General features: G+C 65.3%; 21 protein-coding genes. 15 read left to right on the forward strand and 6 right to left on the reverse strand.

The genetic code is table 11. The annotated features are described in order from the left end of the window. Positions 1 to 27: 27 nt before the first annotated feature. On the forward strand, positions 28 to 630 hold the full coding sequence (locus tag QOL79_RS03950) for an HD domain-containing protein (protein ID WP_283418695.1): 603 nt from the start codon (positions 28 to 30) through the stop codon (positions 628 to 630). Between the two features lie 59 nt (positions 631 to 689). On the opposite strand, the gene QOL79_RS03955 is transcribed toward QOL79_RS03950, so the two are convergent. Beyond that, positions 690 to 1496: an enoyl-CoA hydratase-related protein gene (locus QOL79_RS03955; RefSeq protein ID WP_204993932.1), complete on the reverse strand. Its 807-nt coding sequence runs from the start codon at positions 1494 to 1496 to the stop codon at positions 690 to 692. A gap of 272 nt (positions 1497 to 1768) precedes the next feature. Between QOL79_RS03955 and QOL79_RS03960 the strand changes: the two genes are divergently transcribed. The 3 genes from QOL79_RS03960 (at position 1769) to QOL79_RS03970 (ending at position 4944) form a co-directional block, all read left to right on the forward strand. Further along, positions 1769 to 3124 carry a phosphotransferase gene (locus QOL79_RS03960; RefSeq protein WP_283418696.1) on the forward strand — a complete coding sequence of 452 codons (1356 nt, stop codon included), beginning with the start codon at positions 1769 to 1771 and terminating at the stop codon, positions 3122 to 3124. Between the two features lie 19 nt (positions 3125 to 3143). Next, the gene (locus QOL79_RS03965; RefSeq protein WP_283418697.1) at positions 3144 to 4433 is read left to right on the forward strand and encodes an acyl-CoA dehydrogenase family protein; all 1290 of its coding nucleotides are present in this window, start codon (positions 3144 to 3146) and stop codon (positions 4431 to 4433) included. Positions 4434 to 4635: 202 nt separating this feature from the next. Next, a complete protein-coding gene (locus QOL79_RS03970; RefSeq protein WP_283418698.1) occupies positions 4636 to 4944 on the forward strand; it encodes a helix-turn-helix domain-containing protein in 309 nt (102 codons plus the stop codon). 27 nt (positions 4945 to 4971) lie between these two features. Here the strand turns inward: QOL79_RS03970 and QOL79_RS03975 are convergent, their stop codons facing one another. Next, complete coding sequence (locus tag QOL79_RS03975) at positions 4972 to 5643, reverse strand: OmpW/AlkL family protein (RefSeq protein ID WP_058454086.1); 672 nt, start codon at positions 5641 to 5643, stop codon at positions 4972 to 4974. A gap of 166 nt (positions 5644 to 5809) precedes the next feature. Between QOL79_RS03975 and ccoN the strand changes: the two genes are divergently transcribed. From ccoN to hemN, 10 genes are read left to right on the forward strand one after another with little or no spacing between them, the layout of a single operon-like run. After that, complete coding sequence (gene ccoN / locus QOL79_RS03980) at positions 5810 to 7468, forward strand: cytochrome-c oxidase, cbb3-type subunit I (RefSeq protein ID WP_283418699.1); 1659 nt, start codon at positions 5810 to 5812, stop codon at positions 7466 to 7468. A gap of 12 nt (positions 7469 to 7480) precedes the next feature. After that, complete coding sequence (gene ccoO / locus QOL79_RS03985) at positions 7481 to 8242, forward strand: cytochrome-c oxidase, cbb3-type subunit II (RefSeq protein WP_058454085.1); 762 nt, start codon at positions 7481 to 7483, stop codon at positions 8240 to 8242. Beyond that, positions 8239 to 8397, forward strand: a complete 159-nt coding sequence (locus QOL79_RS03990) for a cbb3-type cytochrome c oxidase subunit 3 (protein ID WP_283418700.1) — start codon at positions 8239 to 8241, stop codon at positions 8395 to 8397. Before ccoO ends, QOL79_RS03990 begins: the two co-directional genes overlap by 4 nt. After that, positions 8390 to 9313 (forward strand): cytochrome-c oxidase, cbb3-type subunit III, encoded by a 924-nt coding sequence (ccoP, locus tag QOL79_RS03995; protein ID WP_283418701.1) that lies wholly within the window; start codon positions 8390 to 8392, stop codon positions 9311 to 9313. The genes QOL79_RS03990 and ccoP overlap by 8 nt, the downstream gene beginning before the upstream one ends. After that, entirely contained in the window at positions 9300 to 10757 is a 1458-nt protein-coding gene (gene ccoG, locus QOL79_RS04000) for a cytochrome c oxidase accessory protein CcoG (protein WP_283418702.1), read from the forward strand. Before ccoP ends, ccoG begins: the two co-directional genes overlap by 14 nt. Next, on the forward strand, positions 10754 to 11224 hold the full coding sequence (locus tag QOL79_RS04005; protein WP_282947203.1) for a FixH family protein: 471 nt from the start codon (positions 10754 to 10756) through the stop codon (positions 11222 to 11224). The genes ccoG and QOL79_RS04005 overlap by 4 nt, the downstream gene beginning before the upstream one ends. Next, the gene (locus QOL79_RS04010; protein WP_283418703.1) at positions 11221 to 13335 is read left to right on the forward strand and encodes a heavy metal translocating P-type ATPase; all 2115 of its coding nucleotides are present in this window, start codon (positions 11221 to 11223) and stop codon (positions 13333 to 13335) included. The genes QOL79_RS04005 and QOL79_RS04010 overlap by 4 nt, the downstream gene beginning before the upstream one ends. Continuing rightward, entirely contained in the window at positions 13332 to 13484 is a 153-nt protein-coding gene (gene ccoS / locus QOL79_RS04015) for a cbb3-type cytochrome oxidase assembly protein CcoS (protein WP_283418704.1), read from the forward strand. The genes QOL79_RS04010 and ccoS overlap by 4 nt, the downstream gene beginning before the upstream one ends. After that, on the forward strand, positions 13481 to 13711 hold the full coding sequence (locus QOL79_RS04020; RefSeq protein ID WP_058454078.1) for a hypothetical protein: 231 nt from the start codon (positions 13481 to 13483) through the stop codon (positions 13709 to 13711). Before ccoS ends, QOL79_RS04020 begins: the two co-directional genes overlap by 4 nt. A gap of 58 nt (positions 13712 to 13769) precedes the next feature. Next, positions 13770 to 15062, forward strand: a complete 1293-nt coding sequence (gene hemN / locus QOL79_RS04025; RefSeq protein WP_283418705.1) for an oxygen-independent coproporphyrinogen III oxidase — start codon at positions 13770 to 13772, stop codon at positions 15060 to 15062. Positions 15063 to 15214: 152 nt separating this feature from the next. Here the strand turns inward: hemN and lysA are convergent, their stop codons facing one another. The 4 genes from lysA to QOL79_RS04045 are packed head-to-tail and all read right to left on the reverse strand — an operon-like array spanning position 15215 to position 17573. Further along, positions 15215 to 16498 (reverse strand): diaminopimelate decarboxylase, encoded by a 1284-nt coding sequence (lysA, locus tag QOL79_RS04030; RefSeq protein WP_283418706.1) that lies wholly within the window; start codon positions 16496 to 16498, stop codon positions 15215 to 15217. A 27-nt stretch (positions 16499 to 16525) separates the two neighbouring features. Then, complete coding sequence (locus tag QOL79_RS04035; RefSeq protein WP_282947214.1) at positions 16526 to 16786, reverse strand: hypothetical protein; 261 nt, start codon at positions 16784 to 16786, stop codon at positions 16526 to 16528. After that, on the reverse strand, positions 16783 to 17295 hold the full coding sequence (locus tag QOL79_RS04040) for an SAM-dependent methyltransferase (protein ID WP_283418707.1): 513 nt from the start codon (positions 17293 to 17295) through the stop codon (positions 16783 to 16785). Before QOL79_RS04040 ends, QOL79_RS04035 begins: the two co-directional genes overlap by 4 nt. Positions 17296 to 17306: 11 nt before the next feature. Beyond that, positions 17307 to 17573 carry a hypothetical protein gene (locus tag QOL79_RS04045; protein ID WP_283418708.1) on the reverse strand — a complete coding sequence of 89 codons (267 nt, stop codon included), beginning with the start codon at positions 17571 to 17573 and terminating at the stop codon, positions 17307 to 17309. Positions 17574 to 18133: 560 nt separating this feature from the next. On the opposite strand from QOL79_RS04045, the gene QOL79_RS04050 reads away from it, so the two are divergent. Continuing rightward, positions 18134 to 18223, forward strand: coding sequence for a potassium-transporting ATPase subunit F (locus QOL79_RS04050; RefSeq protein WP_283418709.1), 90 nt, complete (start codon positions 18134 to 18136; stop codon positions 18221 to 18223). The last annotated feature ends 3 nt before the right edge of the window (positions 18224 to 18226 follow it).

Consider the following 18226-nt stretch of genomic DNA (forward strand, 5'->3'; position numbering starts at 1 on the left):
CTCTCCGCCAATTCAGGAGAGGCTGCCATGGCCGACATGACGCACGAGCATGCGACGTTCCGCTCGATGATCGACGGAACGCAGGAAGACTGGGACATCATCGCGCGCGAGCAGAAGGAATTCGCGCCGAACAACGGCACCCGCATCCTCGAGCATCTGAAGCTGCTCGGCGGCGATTACGGCGGCTTTCCGGTCGACCGTCTCGAACATTGCCTGCAAACCGCGACCAGAGCACACCGCGACGGCCGCGACGAGGAATATGTCGTGATGGCGTTGCTCCACGATATCGGCGACACGCTGGGCGCGTTCAACCATCCCGATGTCGCGGCGGCGATCCTAAAGCCTTTTCTGTCGGAAGAGAATCTCTGGATCGTCCAGCATCACGGCATCTTCCAGGGCCATTATTTCTTCCACTATATCGGCCTCGATCGCGACATGCGCGACCAGTTCGCCGACAGTCCCTATGCGGCCGCCTGCGCCGAATTCTGCGAGAAATATGACGCGCCGGCGTTCGACCCCGACTACGACACCCTGCCGCTCGAGTTCTTCGAGCCGATGGTAAAGCGCCTCTGCTCTTATCCGCGCACGAGCATCTACAAGAAAGTGATGGTCGAAGAAGCGGCGGAGTAAAATCCGTGCACCCCGGCGAAAGCCGGGGACCACAGGCATTTGCGCCGATGCGCCCCGGCTTACTTGCCCTTGAACTCGGTCTTGCGTTTCTGCTGGAACGCCAGGATGCCCTCGGCGGCATCGGCGGTGCCCCCCGCGATGAACTGGCCCCTGGCTTCGGCGTCGAGCGTGGTCGCGAAATCCTGCGTCAGCCCGTCGCGCAGTATCTTGCGCATCGTGCCGAGGGCGATCGTCGGGCCGTTGGCAAGGCGTGTTGCCAGCGCCTTGGCTTCCGCCAGCAGATCGGCATCCTCGACGCATTTGTAAATCATGCCCCAGTCGGCCGCCTGATCGCCCGTAATCTTCTCGCCCAGCATCATCATCTGCAGCGCGCGCGGCACGCCGACCAGGCGTGGGAGAAGCCACGACGAGCCGCCGTCGGGAACCAGGCCGATGTTGACGAAGGCCTGCAGGAAATAGGCGCTTTTGCCCGCGATCGTGAAATCGCCCGAGAGGGCGAAGCTGCAGCCGACACCGGCCGCCGGGCCATTGACCGCGACGACGACCGGGATGTCGAGATTCGCGAGCGCGAGCAGCATCGGGTTGTAATGCCCACGCAGCGCGTTGCGGCTCCGCGCTCCCCCGCCGACCGCGCCACCACCCGACCGGTCATCCGCCAGATCGGCGCCCGAACAGAAGCCGCGTCCTTCACCCGTGATCAGCAACGCGCGCGCACCGAGGCTCGGCAGATGATCGAGCGCGGCGCGAATATCGTCGGCCATCGCGGGCGGCATCGAATTCAGCCGATCGGGGCGGTTGAGCGTGATCGTCGCGACAGTGTCGGCGATTTCGAGCTTGATGCTGTCGAAGCTGGGGACGTCGGTCATGGGGAAGAAATCCTCTCGGCTGTTCGCTGGTCTTTACCTTTACGTTCACGTAAAGTTGTGGCTTAATTGGCGGACGAACGCAAGGGGTGTTGGATGGCGATGTCCGCGCGGTCTGCTGCGGCCGAAGGGATGCCTCTCGCAGGGTACCGGTGTACGAAAAGCGTCCGGATCTGCGGAATGATACCTCCGGCCCTTGCATCGGTCGGCCGGCGGGGTTTGTTTAATCGTGATGCCAAGTAAAGATCGATGGGGGGGATGCGACGGTGGGGGCGATGGCTGATCTGCACGAGAAGCTCGGCACATTCATGACCCGTATTCTCGGCCGGGGCGCACTGTCGGGCCTGGTTCGGTTGTCGGGCGGTGCGAATATGGAAAGCTGGTCGTTTGACTGGTCGGGCCCGGCGGGATCGGCGGGCTATGTCCTGCGTCGCGCACCGTCGGCGGACTATATGGCGGGCCGGCCCTATGGCCATGCCGACGAGGCCGCGCTGGTGATCGCGGCGCACGCGGCGGGGGTGAAGGCGCCCGAAGTCGTCGGCGTGCTGTCCGATGCCGACGGCATGGGCACCGGCTATGTGATGCGCCGCATCGTCGCCGAGGTGAGCCCGGCGAAGATATTGGCGGACCCGCCGCCGTCCCTGCTCGCCGACCTCGGCCGCGAGCTCGCGCGCATCCACGCGATCCCGCGCGCGGCGATTCCCGCCGCAATCCCGCTGATGGACACCGCCGAGGCGCTCGCGGAGCTCAAGGCGCGGTTCCTGTCCTATGGCGGCGATCGTCCGGCGATCGCGCTCGCGATCCGCTGGTGCGAGGATCATCTGCCCGCGCCTGCCGAGCCCGTGCTCGTCCATGGCGACTATCGCATGGGCAATGTGATGGTCGATCTCGCGAAGGATGGGGGCGGCCTCGCCGCGGTGCTCGACTGGGAGCTCGCGCATCTGGGCGACGCGCACGAGGATCTCGCCTTCGGCTGCATGGCGGTGTGGCGCTTTGGCCGGATCGAGCGGCCCGCCTTCGGCCTCGGCAGTCTCGAGGATTATTTCGCCGCCTATCGGGCGGCGGGTGGCCGCCCGGTCGATTCGGCGCGGTTCCGCTTCTGGCTTGTCTATCGCACGCTCTGGTGGGCGCTCGGCTGCCTGCAGATGGGGCAGGCGTGGCGGAACGGAGCCGACCCGACGGTCGAGCGCGTCGTCATCGGGCGGCGAACGGCGGAGCAGGAACTCGACCTGGTCGAACTCATCGGGGTGGATGCACCCGAAGCGGAGAGGGCGCGGGTGCTGCCGCCGTCGCCCCCGGCCATGTCCGTGCCGTTCGGCGAGCCGACGAACCGCGAGATGGTGCAGGCGGTGCGCGACTGGATCGAGGGTGCGGTCAAGCCGAAGTCCGAAGGCCATGACAAATTCGAAGCGGTGGTCGCAATGAACGCGCTCGGCATCGTGATGCGCGATCTCGATGCCGGCGTGCGCGCGGAGGACAAGGCGCTGTCCGACGCGCTGATGTCGGGCGAGCGAACGCTGGCGGAACCGGGCCTGCTCGCGCGCCTGCGCCGCGCGGCGCTCGACAAATGCACCGTCGACAGCCCGAAATATGCCGCGCTGGCGGCGGCGCGCGCCGCGTGGAACGGATAGGATAAGCGGGAGAGAAACGATGGATTTTGCGGTTCCGGCCGATTTGCAGGCCTATCTGGACGAACTCGACGCCTTTATCGAAGCCGAGATCAGGCCGCTCGAGAATGCCGACGACAATATCCGCTTCTTCGACCACCGGCGCGAGCATAGCCGCACCGACTGGGACAATCAGGGCCTGCCACGGCACGAGTGGGAGCAGCTTTTGCGCCAGGCGACGCGGCTGGCCGATGCCGCGGGCCACTGGCGTTTTTCGGCGCCGAAGAAATATGGCGGCAAGGACGGCAGCAATCTGTGGATGGCGGTGATCCGCGAGCATTTTGCCGCAAAGGGCCTCGGCCTCCACAACGACCTGCAGAACGAGCATAGCATCGTCGGCAACTTCCCCTTCGTCGAGATGTTCGAACAGTTCGCGACGAGCGAGGAACAGAAGCAGGAATTCATCCTCGGCGGCTTCGAGGGCAAGCGGCGCACCGCCTTCGGCCTGACCGAACCCGACCATGGATCGGACGCCACGCATATGGAGACACGCGCGGTGCGCGAAACCCGCGATGGCGTCGACGGCTGGCTGATCAACGGCCGCAAGATGTGGATCACCGGCATGCATGTCGCGACCCACTGCGCGACCTTCTGCCGCACCGACGGACAGGATGGCGATGCGCAAGGCATCACATGTCTGCTCGTGCCGACGGGCACCGAAGGCATGACGGTCGACGAATATATGTGGACCTTCAACATGCCGACCGATCATCCGCGGATGACCTTCAGCGGCGTCTGGGTGCCCGACAGCGCGCGGCTGGGCCCGGTCGGCGGCGGGCTGTCGATCGCACAGAGCTTCGTCCACCAGAACCGCATCCGGCAGGCGGCGTCATCGTTGGGCGCGGCGGTCTACTGCATCGAGGAAAGCGTGCGTTATGCGCGGTCACGCAAGCCGTTCGGCGAAGCCCTCGCGAAAAACCAGGCGATCCAGTTCCCGCTCGTCGAACTCGCGACGCAGGCCGAAATGCTGCGCCTGCTGATCCGCAAGACCGCGTGGGAGATGGACCGCACGCCGCACAAGGAGATCGAGCGAACGCTCTCCGACAAGGTCAGCATGTGCAATTACTGGGCGAACCGCCTCGTCTGCGAAGCCGCCGACCGCGCGATGCAGGTCCACGGCGGCATCGGTTATTCGCGGCACAAGCCGTTCGAACATATCTATCGCCACCACCGCCGCTACCGCATCACCGAAGGCGCGGAGGAAATCCAGATGCGGAAAGTCGCCGCCTATCTGTTCGGCTATATGGGGCCGCGCAAGGGAACGCTGGGGTAACCCACCGAAATTTGCTCAGGAGACCTCGAAGCACCCGGAACTGCAACGCCGATTATCATTGCGAGAGCGTACAATCGATCTGGCGAAACGGAGCGAATTTCCGGACGAAAGATTTGGAGGCCATCGGCGTTCCCGGGCAATATCCTCCCATGTTGTGCAGCGAAGGGCTTGCTATTCGAGTTGGCTACAATTGCTCCGCCGCATGCTCGATGAACGCGACCGCGCACGGCATTGGATGATGCTGCTTGGACGCAAGTCCGCGTCGGAGAAGGTGGCGTCCTTCCTGCTTGAGATGTCGGAACGATTATCGGGGCAGGGGTGTCATGCCTACACGCAGGCCGGGGTCGAACTGCCCTTCGGCCGCCAGCAGATCGCCGACATATTGGGCCTGACGATCGCGACGACGAGCCGTCAATTCACCAAAATGGGCGCCGACGGCCTGCTCGGCCTGCCATCTCGCCGCGAAATCGTGATCAACGACCGCGCGGCGATGGAAATGACGGCGGGCTGACCGGCCGCCGGCGCCAGTTCGGGGGAACTAGAAGCGGAACGCGACGCCGGCGCTGATCACCCAGGGGTCAAGCCTGTGCCGCGTCTTGATCACCTCGGTCGTGCCCGCATACCAGGTTGCGGTCGGGCGCAGGAAATAGCGCTTGGCGTCGAAGGACAGCGCGAGCCCGTGGTCGTTTACCGGAATGTCGATCCCTGCCTGCAACGCCGCGCCCACCTTGTCCCCCATCTTCTGGCGCGTCGCGCCGAGCGAGCGGGTCGTGGCGCCGGGCTTTTCGTCGATGAAGATGAAATAGCTCGGCCCCGCGCCGATATAGGGGCGGATGCCGCCATCCTTGCCGAAATGATATTTGAGGGTGAGCGTTGCCGGGACGATCTTGGCGTTGGAGACGAGCGTTGCGCCATCGAGCGCGCCGCGGCCGTCGACGTCATGCTGCGTCACGCCGGCGATCGTCTCGACCGAGACGGCGTCGGACACGAAATATTCGATCGCGACCGTCGGCGTCACATTGTCGTCGGCCTTGGCCTGAGTTCCGGCCGGCAGGCCGATCCGGTCGGTCTTGACGTCGGTGATCTTGCCGTCGGGCGCCACGTAGGTGGCGAAGATCTTGAACTGCACGTCGCCCGCCTTCGCAGCCGCCTGACCGGGAACGGCGGCCATGGTCGCCAGCGCGAGCAGGGAGAGATAGTCTTTTTTCATAGGTAGGTTCCTCCGTTGACGGGCGGTCTCTGCGCCCGTTGCGGTCGGTTCACATTGATGTGGCGCAACCTTTTCTTTGATCCCGATCAATGTTTTCGGGCGCCACCACGCCCAGAGCGGTTCCGAACCGCGCGGCTTTCGACCGCGCTCGATGGGGACTTGCGATATGGACGGTCTGGTAACGAAAGCGGGCGGCTGGCTGGCGCTTGCCCTGTTGGCGCTGGTGGCGGCGGCGGTTGCGGTCGATGCGCCCTTCGCCGTGCATATGGTGATCGTCGCGCTCGCCTGTCTGATCGCGTTATGGGCGACGGTATCACGTGCCGATTTCGACGGCATCGCGCGCGGGATACTGAAAATGCCCGCCGATCAGGGCGTCTATGACGATGACCCGATCCGCTGGGGCGTCATCGCGACCTTGTTCTGGGGCATCGCGGGGATGGCGGCGGGGCTTTATATCGCGCTGCAACTCGCCTTTCCCGCACTTAACCTGGGGTTCGAATATACCACCTTCGGACGTCTGCGCCCGCTGCACACGTCGGCGGTGATCTTCGCGTTCGGCGGCAATGCGCTGATCGCGACGAGCTTCTACGTCGTGCAGCGTACCTGCCGCGCGCGGCTCGCCTTTCCGACGCTCGCGCGCTTTGTCTTTTGGGGCTATCAGCTCTTCATCGTACTCGCCGCGACCGGCTATCTGATGGGCGTGACCGAGGCAAAGGAATATGCCGAGCCCGAATGGTATGTCGACCTCTGGCTGACCATCGTCTGGGTCGCCTATCTGGTTGTGTTCGCCGGTACGATCGTCAAGCGCCGCGAGCCGCACATCTATGTCGCGAACTGGTTTTACCTGAGCTTCATCATCACCATCGCGATGCTGCACCTCGTCAACAATCTGTCGATGCCCGCCAGCATCTTCGGGTCGAAGAGCTACGCCGCTTTCGCCGGCGTCCAGGATGCGCTGACGCAGTGGTGGTACGGGCATAATGCGGTCGGCTTCTTCCTGACCGCGGGCTTTCTCGCGATGATGTATTATTTCGTGCCGAAGCAGGCCGAACGGCCGGTCTATTCCTACCGCCTGTCGATCATCCACTTCTGGTCGCTGATCTTCCTCTACATCTGGGCGGGGCCGCACCACCTTCATTACACCGCGCTGCCCGACTGGGCGCAGACGCTGGGCATGGTCTTTTCGATCATCCTGTGGATGCCGAGCTGGGGCGGCATGATCAACGGCCTGATGACGCTCAACGGTGCGTGGGACAAGATCCGCACCGACCCCATTATCCGCATGATGGTGATGGCGCTCGCCTTCTACGGGATGAGCACCTTCGAGGGCCCGATGATGTCGATCAAATGGGTCAACTCGATGTCGCACTACACCGACTGGACGATCGGCCATGTGCACAGCGGCGCGCTCGGCTGGAACGGCATGATCACCTTTGCCTGCGTCTATTATCTGGTGCCGCGCCTGTGGGGCCGTCCGCGGCTGTACAGCCTGCGCATGGTCAACTGGCACTTCTGGCTCGCGACCGTCGGCATCGTTTTTTACGCCGCGTCGATGTGGGTCGCGGGCATCATGCAGGGGCTGATGTGGCGCGAATATGGGGCGGACGGCTACCTCGTCTACAGCTTTGCCGAAAGCGTCGCCGCGATGCATCCGATGTATCTGATCCGCGCGACGGGCGGGGCCATGTATCTCGCGGGCTTCCTGATCATGATCGCAAACGTCTGGGCAACGCTCGGCGGGAAGGTCCGCGCTGAAAAGCCGATGACCGAAACCCCCTACAACGCCGCGGCGGACCGTCCGCTCGTGCCCGTTCCCGCCGAATAAGGAATCCGGACCATGGCCACCAAACCCGCCGAAAAGGGCTTCAGTCACAAGAAAGTCGAACGAAATGTGACGCTGCTCGGCGCGCTAGCGCTGCTCACCGTCGCGATCGGCGGCATCGTCGAGATCGCGCCGCTCTTCTGGATCGACAACACGGTCGAGAAGGTGGAGGGGATGCGGCCCTATACCCCGCTCGAGCTCGCCGGGCGCAATATCTACATGCGCGAGGGCTGCTATACCTGCCACAGCCAGATGATCCGTCCGTTCCGCGACGAGGTTGAGCGTTACGGTCACTACAGCCTCGCTGCCGAGAGCATGTACGACCACCCCTTTCAATGGGGATCGAAGCGCACCGGCCCCGACCTCGCGCGCGTTGGCGGCCGCTATTCGGACGAATGGCACAAGGCGCATCTGATCGACCCTCGCAGCGTGGTGCCCGAATCGATCATGCCGCCGTACGCCTTCCTTGCGGATCGCGACCTCGATACGGGCGACATGGCGAACCACCTGACTGCGCTCTATCGCGTCGGGGTTCCCTATACCAAGGCTGACATTGCGAAGGCGAACGATGATCTTGCGGCGCAGGTCGATCCAGCCGCCGGACTGGACCTGCAAAAACGCTATCCGAAAGCGCAGGTCCGCGACTTCGACGGCGACCCCGACCGGCTCACCGAAATGGACGCGCTGATCGCCTATCTCCAGATGCTCGGCACGCTCGTCGACGTCGAAAAGGCCGCGCCGCAGGAGCGGCCGTCCGAAACGGAAGTGGCGCAATGACTTATAACGACCTCCGCCATTTCGCCGACAGCTGGGGGCTGCTCGCGATGGCGCTGCTGTTCCTCACCCTCATCGCCTGGCCGTTTCGGCCAAGCGCCCGCGCGCGCAACGAAGAGGCCGCGAACATGATCTTCAAGGACGACGAGCATGGCTGAGCACAAGCGTATCGACGAAGCCACCGGGACGACCACGGTCGGTCACGAATGGGACGGGATCGAGGAGCTCAACACGCCGTTGCCGCGCTGGTGGCTCTGGACTTTCTACGCGACGATCGTCTGGGGGCTGGCCTATGTCGTCCTCTATCCGGCGTGGCCGATGGTGAACCGCGCGACCGAGGGCGTGCTCGGCTGGTCGAGCCGAGGGGACCTTGCGAAGGAAATGGCGGCCGACGCCAAGCGCCGCGCGCCGACAATGAACGCGATCGCCGCGACTGCGCTCGCCGACCTGCCGGCGAAACCCGAATTGATGCAGGCGGCGGTGCAAGGCGGCGGCGCGGCGTTTCGCGTCCATTGCGTCCAGTGCCACGGCGCGGGCGGCGCGGGGGTGAAAAACCTCTACCCCAGCCTGACCGACGACGACTGGCTGTGGGGCGGCGACCTCGCGAGCATCGAATATACGGTGACGCACGGCATCCGGAACCCCGATCACAAGGACACGCGCACCAGCCTGATGCCCGCCTTCGGCCGCGACGGCATTCTCGACGCGGCACAGATCGGCGACGTCGTCAGCTTTGTGCGGGTTATCAGCCGGCAGGAAAAGGCGAGCGCCGCGTCGGCGCGCGGCGCGGCGCTGTTTGCGGACAATTGCGCGGTCTGCCACGGCGCGGGCGGCCAGGGCGGACGCCAGTTCGGCGCGCCGAAACTGACCGACGCGATCTGGCTTTATGGCGGCGACCGCGACAGCCTGACCGCGACGGTCAACCAGCCGCGCAACGGCGTGATGCCGCGCTGGGGCGGCCGGCTCGATCCCGTGACGATCAAGATGCTGTCGGCCTATGTCTATTCGCTGGGCGGCGGCGAAAAGGGACTGGCGCCCGTCGCCGAAGGGACGGGAGCCGATGGCCAGCCCTGAGGATCTCTCCGGCCAGTCGGCGCCGCTCTACGCGGCGCGGAAGGGCATTTACCCGAAGGCGGTGAACGGCCCCTTTCGCCGCTTCAAATGGGCGATCATGGCGGTGACCCTCGCGATCTATTATGCGACGCCGTGGATCCGCTGGGATCGCGGGCCCTATGCGCCCGACCAGGCGGTGCTCGTCGATCTGGCGAACCGGCGTTTTTACATGTTCCAGATCGAAATCTGGCCGCATGAATTCTATTATGTCGCGGGCCTGCTCATCATGGCAGGGATCGGCCTGTTCCTCGTCACCAGCGCCGTGGGGCGTGCCTGGTGCGGCTATACCTGTCCGCAAACGGTGTGGACCGACCTGTTCCAGCATGTCGACCGGCTGGTCGACGGTGATCGCAACGCGCAGGTGCGATTGGCGAACGGTCCGTGGACCTTCGAAAAGCTGTCAAAGCGGACGGTCAAATATCTGATCTATCTAACGATCGCTTTCTGGACCGGCGGCGCCTGGATCATGTATTTCGCCGACGCGCCGACGCTGACGGTGGATTTCTGGACCGGGCAGGCGGCGCCGATCGCCTATGGCACCGTCGCTGTCCTCACCGCCACGACCTTCATCCTCGGCGGCTTCATGCGCGAGCAGGTGTGCATCTATATGTGCCCCTGGCCGCGCATCCAGACCGCGATGATGGACGAAAAATCGCTGCTGGTGACCTACAAGGACTGGCGCGGCGAGCCGCGCGGCAGCGTCAAGAAAGCACAGGCGCATCCCGGCGCCTTCGGCGACTGCATCGACTGCAACCAGTGCGTCGCGGTCTGCCCGACCGGGATCGACATTCGCGAAGGGCCGCAGATCGGCTGTATCACCTGCGCGCTCTGCATCGATGCGTGCGACGGGGTGATGGCACAGGTCGGGCGGGCGCGCGGCCTCATCGACTATTGCACGCTCGACGATGCGGCGAGCGAAAAGGCGGGCGGCGCGGGGCGGCCGATCCGCAAGACGCTGCTGCGCCCGCGCACCTTGCTCTATTTCGGCGTCTGGAGCGCGATCGGCGCGGCGATGCTCTTCTCGCTCGGCCAGCGCACGCGTCTCGACCTTGCGGTCCAGCACGATCGCAGCCCGCTCTACGTCCAGCTCTCCGACGGCCAGATCCGCAACAATTACACGCTGAAGCTGCGTAATATGGAAACGCGGCCGCGCCGGGTCGCGGTCACCGTCAGCGGGCTTCCCGGCGCGGTGCTGTGGACGAATGCCGGCATGCGCGAAAATGCGGCGCAGCGGATCGAGTTGGCGCTGCCCGCCGACAGCGTCACGAGCATCAAGCTCTTCATCGCCGCGCCCGGCGCCGGTCCGGCGCGGCAGGATTTCACGATCGCAACGCGCGGGCTCGACGGCGATCCGCGCGGCGACAGCGACACCATCCAGTTCGACCGGCCGGAGGCAGGACAATGACCGACACATCGACACCCCGGCGTTTCACCGGCCGGCATATGGCGGCGATCCTCGTCGCTTTCTTTGCGGTCGTGATCGCGGTCAATGTCACCATGGCGCGGTTCGCCATGTCGACTTTTGGCGGCACGGTGGTCGAGAACAGCTATGTCGCGAGCCAGAACTACAACCGGTGGCTTGAACGCGCCGACGCGCAGGCCCGGCTGGGATGGGATACGGGGGTGACGCTCGACGCGGGCCGGCATGTCCTGCTGACCATCCGCAAGGAGGGCCGGTCGCTGGAGGGGGTTCGGGCCTCCGCGACCGTCAATCACCCCGTTGGGCGCACCGCGTCCGTCGCGCTTCGTTTCGAGCCGGCGGCGGGCGGGGGGTTGCGCTCGGTCGAGCCGCTGGCGATGGGGCGCTGGCGGCTCGACCTCATTGTCCGACGCGGCGCCGATGAGGCCCGCTATCGCGAGGATCTGCAATGAGCGCTGCCGCTCTCGTCGAACGCGACTTTGCCGTGCCCGACATCCGCTGTGCCGGATGCATCGCCAAGCTGGAGCAGGGGCTGGTGCGCGACAAGCGCATCGCCGCGGCGCGCGTCAATTTTACCGAAAAGCGCGTGCATCTGTCCTATCTGCCCGACACTGACATGCCCGCCCTGATCGGCGCCTTTTCCCACCTGGGTTTCGAGGCGCATCCAATCGGGACCGGTCCAGACGAAGCCGACGCCGAAGCCGAAACGAGCCGCGAACTGCTGCGCGCCGTTGCGGTGTCTGGCTTTGCGATGATGAACATCATGCTGCTGTCGGTGTCGGTCTGGTCGGGGGCGGCGGGGGCGACGCGCGACCTGTTCCACTGGCTGTCAGCAGCGATCGCGCTGCCGACCGTCGCCTATGCCGGGCGGTCCTTCTTCCGCTCGGCGTGGCGGGCGCTCCGCCACGGCCAGACCAATATGGACGTGCCGATCAGCATCGGCGTCGCGCTCGTCTGCGCGATCAGCTTGTATGAGACCGCGACCGGCGGCCAGCACGCCTATTTCGACGGCGCGGTCATGCTGCTCTTCTTCCTGCTTTGCGGCCGCTGGCTCGACAGCGTGATGCGCGACCGCGCGCGCGGCGGCGTGACGGCGCTGCTGCGCAACATGGGAAGCGGCGCGACGGTACTCGGCGACGACGGCCGCAGCCGCTGGGTCGACGCGACCGCGCTCGAGCCCGACATGGTCATGCTCGTCGCGGCTGGCGAGCGGCTGGCGGCCGACGGTGTCGTGGTCGGCGGAGCCAGCCAGCTCGATCTCTCGCTACTCACGGGCGAGAGCGCGCCGCAATCGGTCCACCCCGACGAGAGGGTTCATGCCGGCACGTTGAACCTCGACGCACCGATCCGCGTGCGCGTGACGGCGGCGGGCGCCGACACCGCCATCGCCGACATAGCGCGGTTGATGGGCGAAGCGGCGCAGGGCAAATCGCGCTATGTCCGCATCGCCGACCGCGCGGCGCGGCTTTATGCGCCGGCGGTCCATTGCCTTGCGCTGATGGCATTTGCTGGCTGGATGGTCGCGGGAGCGGGCTGGCACGACAGCCTGCTGATCGCCGCCGCCGTGCTCATCATCACCTGTCCCTGTGCGCTCGGCCTTGCGGTGCCCGCGGCGCAGATCGTCGCGGCGGGCGCGCTGATGCGCGCGGGCGTACTCGTCAAGGACGGCTCGGCGCTCGAACGGCTGGCCGAAGTCGATCTTGCGTTCGTCGACAAGACCGGCACGCTGACGCTCGGGCGCCCCGAGGCCATCGGCCTCGATCGGTTCGACATCGGCGTGAAGTCGCTGATTCTCGCGCTGTCGCAGGCGAGCCGACACCCGCTAAGCGAGGCGTTGACCCGCGGGCTGCGGCGTTTTGACGTGCGTCCCGCCGAAGTGACATCGATGGCGGAGACCCCCGGCTTCGGCATCGAGGCGCGATGGGCAGGCAGCACCGTCAAACTTGGGCGGCCGCAGTGCGGCGATCTGGGCGACGCGCTTGCGACCGAGCTGTCGGTCGATGGTAAGGCGGTCGCGACGATCCGCTTCGCCGACCGGCTGCGGCCCGACGCCGGCGAAGCCATCGGCGCATTGGCACGCGAAGGCGTCGAAGCGATGATCCTCTCGGGGGACCGGGCCGAGGCCGTTGCGCCGGTGGCACGCCAGCTCGGCCTGACCGCGCAGACGGGGATGAGCCCGCAGGACAAGCTGGACGCGATCGAACGCCAGGCCGCGCTCGGCCGCAAGGTGCTGATGGTCGGCGACGGCCTCAACGACGGCCCCGCGCTTGCCGCAGGTCATGCGTCGATCGCGCCGGGATCGGCGAGCGACGTCGGCAAGAACGCGGCCGACTGCATCTTCCTTGGCGACCGGGTGATGCCGGTGGTGCAGGCGGTGCGAATGGCGCGGCGAACACAGGCGGTGGTGCGACAGAATTTCCTCCTCGCCATCGGCTATAACGCCGTGGCGGTGCCGCTCGCCTTCATGGGGCTCGTCACGCCGCTCGTCGCCGCTATCGCGATGTCGGGATCGTCGCTGATTGTCGTGGGCAACGCGCTGCGACTGAAGGGGGCGATCCGGTGAACGGGCTGGTATTCCTCATCCCGATCGCGCTCGGCCTGGGGCTGCTCGGTCTCGCCGCCTTCTTCTGGTCGCTCCGTATGGGGCAATTCGACGATCTCGACGGCGCCGCTCTGCGTATATTCGTCGAGGAGGAAGAAGAGTCGGTATGAACATCCGCAACATCTTTGTCGCGATGGGCGCGGCCGCGCTCATGCAGCCGCCGATTGCGGTCGAGGCGCATATCCTGACTGTGCCGTCGTGCGGCGGCGCGGCGCGACGGATGATCGTCCCCGGCGATCCCGCCGACCCCGATAACCGCCGCGACTGTGCCAAGGCGTGCCACGCAGTCGCCGACCGGCGGAGCAAATCGGACGGCGTCAAAAAGCGCTGCTGTTGATTCGTCTGTGTTGATCCCGGTCAATGACCGGGCGCGGGCACGGGCCTAGCAGGTCCATATGTGGTCCTATCACCCCGATCTGCTCGCCAAGCCGGTGCCGCGTTACACCAGCTATCCCACCGCCATGGAATTTACCGGCGATGTCGGCGCCGCCCATTATGCGCGCGCGCTCGACGCGATCGAGGCGGCGACCCCGATCTCGCTCTACGTCCATATCCCCTTTTGCGAGCAGATATGCTGGTATTGCGGCTGCAACACCGGGGCGGCGGGGCGGAAGCAGAGACTGGCCGACTATCTCGTCGCGCTCCGCGCGGAGATTGCCCTCGTCGCGAAAAGGCTGGGCGGGCGCGGACGCGTCCAGCGCATCGCGTTCGGCGGCGGCAGCCCGAACGCGATCGCGCCGGTAGAGTTGGTACGCCTGCTCGACCGCATCCTCACGGTCTTCGACGCGCACCGGCCAGACGTGTCGATCGAGCTCGACCCCCGCGGCTTCTCGGCGGAATGGGCATTGGTGCTCGCGGCCGCAGGCATCACGCGCGTCAGCCTCGGCGTCCAGACGTTCGCGCCGCATGTCCAGCAGGCGATCGGCAGGATCCAACCCTTGTCGCATATCGAACGGGTCGTCGCGGCGCTACGCCTGCGCGATATCGACGCGATCAATTTCGACCTGATGTATGGCCTGCCCGGTCAGTCGCTCGCCGACCTCGACGCCACGCTCGACGAGACGATCCGCCTTGAGCCGAGCCGGATCGCGCTGTTCGGCTATGCGCACCTGCCCGACATGATCCCGCGTCAGCGGCAGATCGACGCCAGCGGACTGCCCGACCAGCGGCTTCGGTTCGAACAGGCAGCGCACGGATACCGGCGCTTGACCGACGCGGGCTATATTCCCGTCGGGTTTGATCATTTCGCCTTGCCCGATGACCCCTTGGCCATTGCGGCCAAGGAGCAGCGCGTGAGCCGCAATTTTCAGGGCTTCACCGACGACGACGCGCCGGTGTTGCTTGGTTTCGGCGCAAGCGCGATCAGTCGCTTTTCAGACCTGATCGTGCAGAATGAAAAGCGGGCGGGACCATACCGCGATCTGGTCGGAGAGGGGTGCCTGACTGCGGTGCGCGGTGTCACTATCGACGATGTGCAGCAGCTGCGGGGACAGACTATTCGGGACATTCTATGCAACGGGCGGGCGTGTATCGAAACAGACAAGAATCGCGTCCAAGATGTTCTCGCCGATTACGAGCGCCGAGGCATCATCGAATGGGACGCCGACGATCTGATGATCAGCGACGAAGGCTTACCCTATGCGCGCCATGTGGCAGCCCAGTTCGATAGCGTCCGAGGTGCGATATAAATGCGGGATTAAGTCGGCTTTCGCCTGTCCAACGCCAAAAGCTGCCAGGGAGCAACCGGCCACCAGCCTCCACCTGATCCGCGCCAAGGTAAGGCGTTTGCGTTGAGGAGTCGCGCGGAGGTGCGTGCCGCGGTCCCGCTCTGAACGGGGAATTAGGCCGCGGATGCGAGTGGTTCTTTGACCGTCATCCAGGGCGCCAGTCGCTGCGGTCGCAGGTCATTCGGGGCGACGCGTTCGGCGACCACGGCGAAGCGGTTGCCATCTACGAGCACTTCCGGGACGAGGGGCCGACAATTATAGGTCGACGCCATCGAGGCGCCATAGGCGCCGGCAGTATGGAACAGCGCGAGGTCGCCTTCGTCGACCATGTCGATCATGCGCTCCGTCGCGAAAGTATCGCCGCTCTCGCAGATTGGGCCGACGATACTCGCCGTAAAACGCTTTCCCGACGGGCGCACCGCCCCGAACTCGTGCCACGCATCGTAAAGCGCGGGACGGGCGAGGTCGTTCATCGCAGCGTCGACTACGACGAACGGAAGGCGGGCGCCCGGCTTGACCCAAAGGACCCGCGTCAAGAGCACACCGGCGTGGGCGGCGATGAAGCGTCCGGGCTCGAACAATAATGTCACATCCCAATCGCGAGTGACCTTGGCCACCATCGCGCCATAGGTCTCGACGTCGGCATCGACCTGTCCCGGCTTGTAAGCGACACCGAGCCCTCCGCCGAGATCGACATGATAGACGCGGTGCCCCTTCTGTCTCAGCACGCGGATCAAATCGCCGATCTTGCGATAGGCGGTCTCCAGCGGTCCGATATTGGTGATCTGGCTGCCGATATGGACAGCGAGGCCGTGGAGATCGAGCCCGGGAAGGGCGGCGAGCCGGTCGTACATCCGCGTTGCTTCGTCCAACGGAATGCCGAACTTGCTGTTGCTGCGTCCCGTCGTGATCTTGGCATGCGTGCTGGCATCGACGTCGGGATTGATCCGGAGCAGTGCGGGAGCGCGCCGCCCGCGCTGGGTAGCGAGCGCCGACAACAGTTGCCCCTCGCGTTCGAGTTCGAGGTTGAAACGGCCGATTCCGGCGTCCAGCGCCGCGATGAGTTCTGGAACGGTCTTGCCGACGCCCGAATAGACGATGTGGTTATCGCTAATACCGGCGCGAAGCGCAGAGGAGAGCTCGCCCCCCGATACGATATCGGCGCCGTAGTTCTGGTCGGCGAGAACGCGCAGCACGGCGAGCGACGGATTGGCCTTGACTGCGAACATCAACTGCTTGCGCGGTATCTTGCCCAGCGCGCCGCGAAAGCGCTGCGCCGAACGGCGCAAGGCGTCGGCCGAATAGACATAGGCCGGCGTGCCCACCGCGGCAGCGATCGTATCGAGCGAAACCGATTCGGCGTGCATTTCGCCGCCGCGCAAATGAAAAGAGGACATGAAGTCGATCCTTGGAAAGCGTTGCAGTTAGAGTTCGTCCCGTCGGGCGCGGCGCGAGGCGCGGATCGCGCCCGGCAGTTCGCGGTGGCGGCTCCGCTCGACGCGCAGCGCGAGCGCGGCTTTCTTTCCGGCGAGGATGAGAAGGAGACCGGCGGCTGCGGCCAGGAGGCCCACGATGCCGACAATATCGCCGGCGCCGCCGGCTCCGGTTGCAGCACGGGTCAAGCCATAACCCATGCCGACGAAGACGGCCCCGGCAGCGCGCCACCAGAGGTCACGCTGGGTCATGCGTCCTCGCCTCCGTTTTTTGCGGTGCGGTCCCACAAGACTGTTTTCGCCGCGGTTCGCGCCAGTGCTGCAAGCTCGCGTGCCTCGGCATCGGTTGCCGAGCAAAGCAGGAGGTCGGCCGGATATTCGGCTTCTTCGCGCATCACGCGATCCTTCTCGGCCTGTTCAAAGACGAGGCCGATCGCGGGATCGGGCTGCCGCGCCGCCGCGCGGCGGGCGCTGGCGACCAGGCTTGGATCGGCATCGATGCCGCGGCCTTCGATCGCCAGGAAGCCCATTTCGCGCGCACGTCGGACGGTATGCAACAGCAATTCGCCGGTGCCGCAATCGGCGTCGACGATGCGGATGCTCCGACGCCCGCGCTTGTGCAGGCCCTTGAGCTTGCGAAGCACCGCGGGCCAACGGCGGTCCTTCTCGGCCCGGCTTTGCGCGCTTGGCGCTGGCATCCCCCAACCGCTCGCGGGTGCCATCCAGATGATGCCGGCGGGTGCTCTATACGAATAATGCATCACGAGCTTCCTCAAGCCGCGCGGTCGATTGCAGATTCGTCGGGCCGCAGGGGTTCGAACGATACGGTCGGGATCAGCGGACGCAGTGCGTCGACGATCCGCGCGTCCGGAAGGCCACGGCACTCGGCGCGGGCAAAGGCCCAGGCGGCTGTGCGCGAAATGAACCGGCCTTCGAGCTGTCCTTTACAGCCTTGAACAAGCCAGTGGCCGGCCGCGTCGCGGCCGACGAAGACGATGCACCCTTCTGGGTCGGGCTCCGCGGAAATCGCAGAAATCATGGTGAGATGCTCCTTGGCTACTCAAATCGATGCCCGAAGATCGGGACTCGATGCCGGCAATCTATGGGGTCGCGCATAGGGATTCGAGATCGAGGAAGCGCGCCGCCCATTGTATTTTCATTTGTTTTCAGCGGTGGATTTGTGCGTTGTACGTAAGACCCTCCGGCCGAGAGGGGCGACCGGAGAGTCCGGACGCGATCATGCGCGGGCGGCGCATATTTTCTCCAGATCAGCGCGGCGATTGCGGCGTTGAGATTTTCCTATGTCGCCGAAGAGCGCGGCGGTCGACGCCGCGACGAAGCGGGGCTCCGGCGCGCCACAACGTGAAAATCGGTAGAATCATATGGAAATACTATGCATCAGTAAGTTTGCGTATCTCGCATTCAAATGCCGACCATCACTATTGAGGTATGAGCAGACGACTCGTGCCACCTCCCGTGGCCAGCGCCATGCTGGAGCAAACCCATGCAGGATCTTCTCTGGATCGGCATCATTCTCGGGCTGGTCGCCGCAAGCCTTGGCTACGCGCGGCTGTGCGACGACGCATAAGGATTGATGCAATGACACTCGACCTCTGGCTAGCGGGCGCCACCGCGCTCGGCCTTCTCCTCTATCTCGTCGCCGTGCTCGCACGGCCCGAACGCTTTTAAGGG

It is taken from the genome of Sphingopyxis sp. Geo48 (assembly GCF_949769155.1).
In the GTDB taxonomy this organism is placed as follows: Bacteria; Pseudomonadota; Alphaproteobacteria; order Sphingomonadales; family Sphingomonadaceae; genus Sphingopyxis.

Excerpts from the sequence above, each read along its gene's own strand:
- lysA (WP_283418706.1), bottom strand. The coding sequence starts at position 16,498 with ATGTCCTCTTTTCATTTGCGCGGCGGCGAAATGCACGCCGAATCGGTT.
- ccoN (WP_283418699.1), top strand. The coding sequence starts at position 5,810 with ATGGACGGTCTGGTAACGAAAGCGGGCGGCTGGCTGGCGCTTGCCCTG.
- QOL79_RS04035 (WP_282947214.1), bottom strand. The coding sequence starts at position 16,786 with ATGACCCAGCGTGACCTCTGGTGGCGCGCTGCCGGGGCCGTCTTCGTC.
- QOL79_RS04020 (WP_058454078.1), top strand. The coding sequence starts at position 13,481 with ATGAACATCCGCAACATCTTTGTCGCGATGGGCGCGGCCGCGCTCATG.
- QOL79_RS03970 (WP_283418698.1), top strand. The coding sequence starts at position 4,636 with ATGCTCGATGAACGCGACCGCGCACGGCATTGGATGATGCTGCTTGGA.
- QOL79_RS03965 (WP_283418697.1), top strand. The coding sequence starts at position 3,144 with ATGGATTTTGCGGTTCCGGCCGATTTGCAGGCCTATCTGGACGAACTC.
- QOL79_RS03950 (WP_283418695.1), top strand. The coding sequence starts at position 28 with ATGGCCGACATGACGCACGAGCATGCGACGTTCCGCTCGATGATCGAC.
- QOL79_RS04010 (WP_283418703.1), top strand. The coding sequence starts at position 11,221 with ATGAGCGCTGCCGCTCTCGTCGAACGCGACTTTGCCGTGCCCGACATC.
- ccoO (WP_058454085.1), top strand. The coding sequence starts at position 7,481 with ATGGCCACCAAACCCGCCGAAAAGGGCTTCAGTCACAAGAAAGTCGAA.
- hemN (WP_283418705.1), top strand. The coding sequence starts at position 13,770 with ATGTGGTCCTATCACCCCGATCTGCTCGCCAAGCCGGTGCCGCGTTAC.
- QOL79_RS04045 (WP_283418708.1), bottom strand. The coding sequence starts at position 17,573 with ATGATTTCTGCGATTTCCGCGGAGCCCGACCCAGAAGGGTGCATCGTC.
- QOL79_RS04040 (WP_283418707.1), bottom strand. The coding sequence starts at position 17,295 with ATGCATTATTCGTATAGAGCACCCGCCGGCATCATCTGGATGGCACCC.
- QOL79_RS03975 (WP_058454086.1), bottom strand. The coding sequence starts at position 5,643 with ATGAAAAAAGACTATCTCTCCCTGCTCGCGCTGGCGACCATGGCCGCC.
- QOL79_RS03990 (WP_283418700.1), top strand. The coding sequence starts at position 8,239 with ATGACTTATAACGACCTCCGCCATTTCGCCGACAGCTGGGGGCTGCTC.
- QOL79_RS03960 (WP_283418696.1), top strand. The coding sequence starts at position 1,769 with ATGGCTGATCTGCACGAGAAGCTCGGCACATTCATGACCCGTATTCTC.
- QOL79_RS04005 (WP_282947203.1), top strand. The coding sequence starts at position 10,754 with ATGACCGACACATCGACACCCCGGCGTTTCACCGGCCGGCATATGGCG.
- ccoP (WP_283418701.1), top strand. The coding sequence starts at position 8,390 with ATGGCTGAGCACAAGCGTATCGACGAAGCCACCGGGACGACCACGGTC.
- QOL79_RS03955 (WP_204993932.1), bottom strand. The coding sequence starts at position 1,496 with ATGACCGACGTCCCCAGCTTCGACAGCATCAAGCTCGAAATCGCCGAC.
- QOL79_RS04050 (WP_283418709.1), top strand. The coding sequence starts at position 18,134 with ATGACACTCGACCTCTGGCTAGCGGGCGCCACCGCGCTCGGCCTTCTC.
- ccoG (WP_283418702.1), top strand. The coding sequence starts at position 9,300 with ATGGCCAGCCCTGAGGATCTCTCCGGCCAGTCGGCGCCGCTCTACGCG.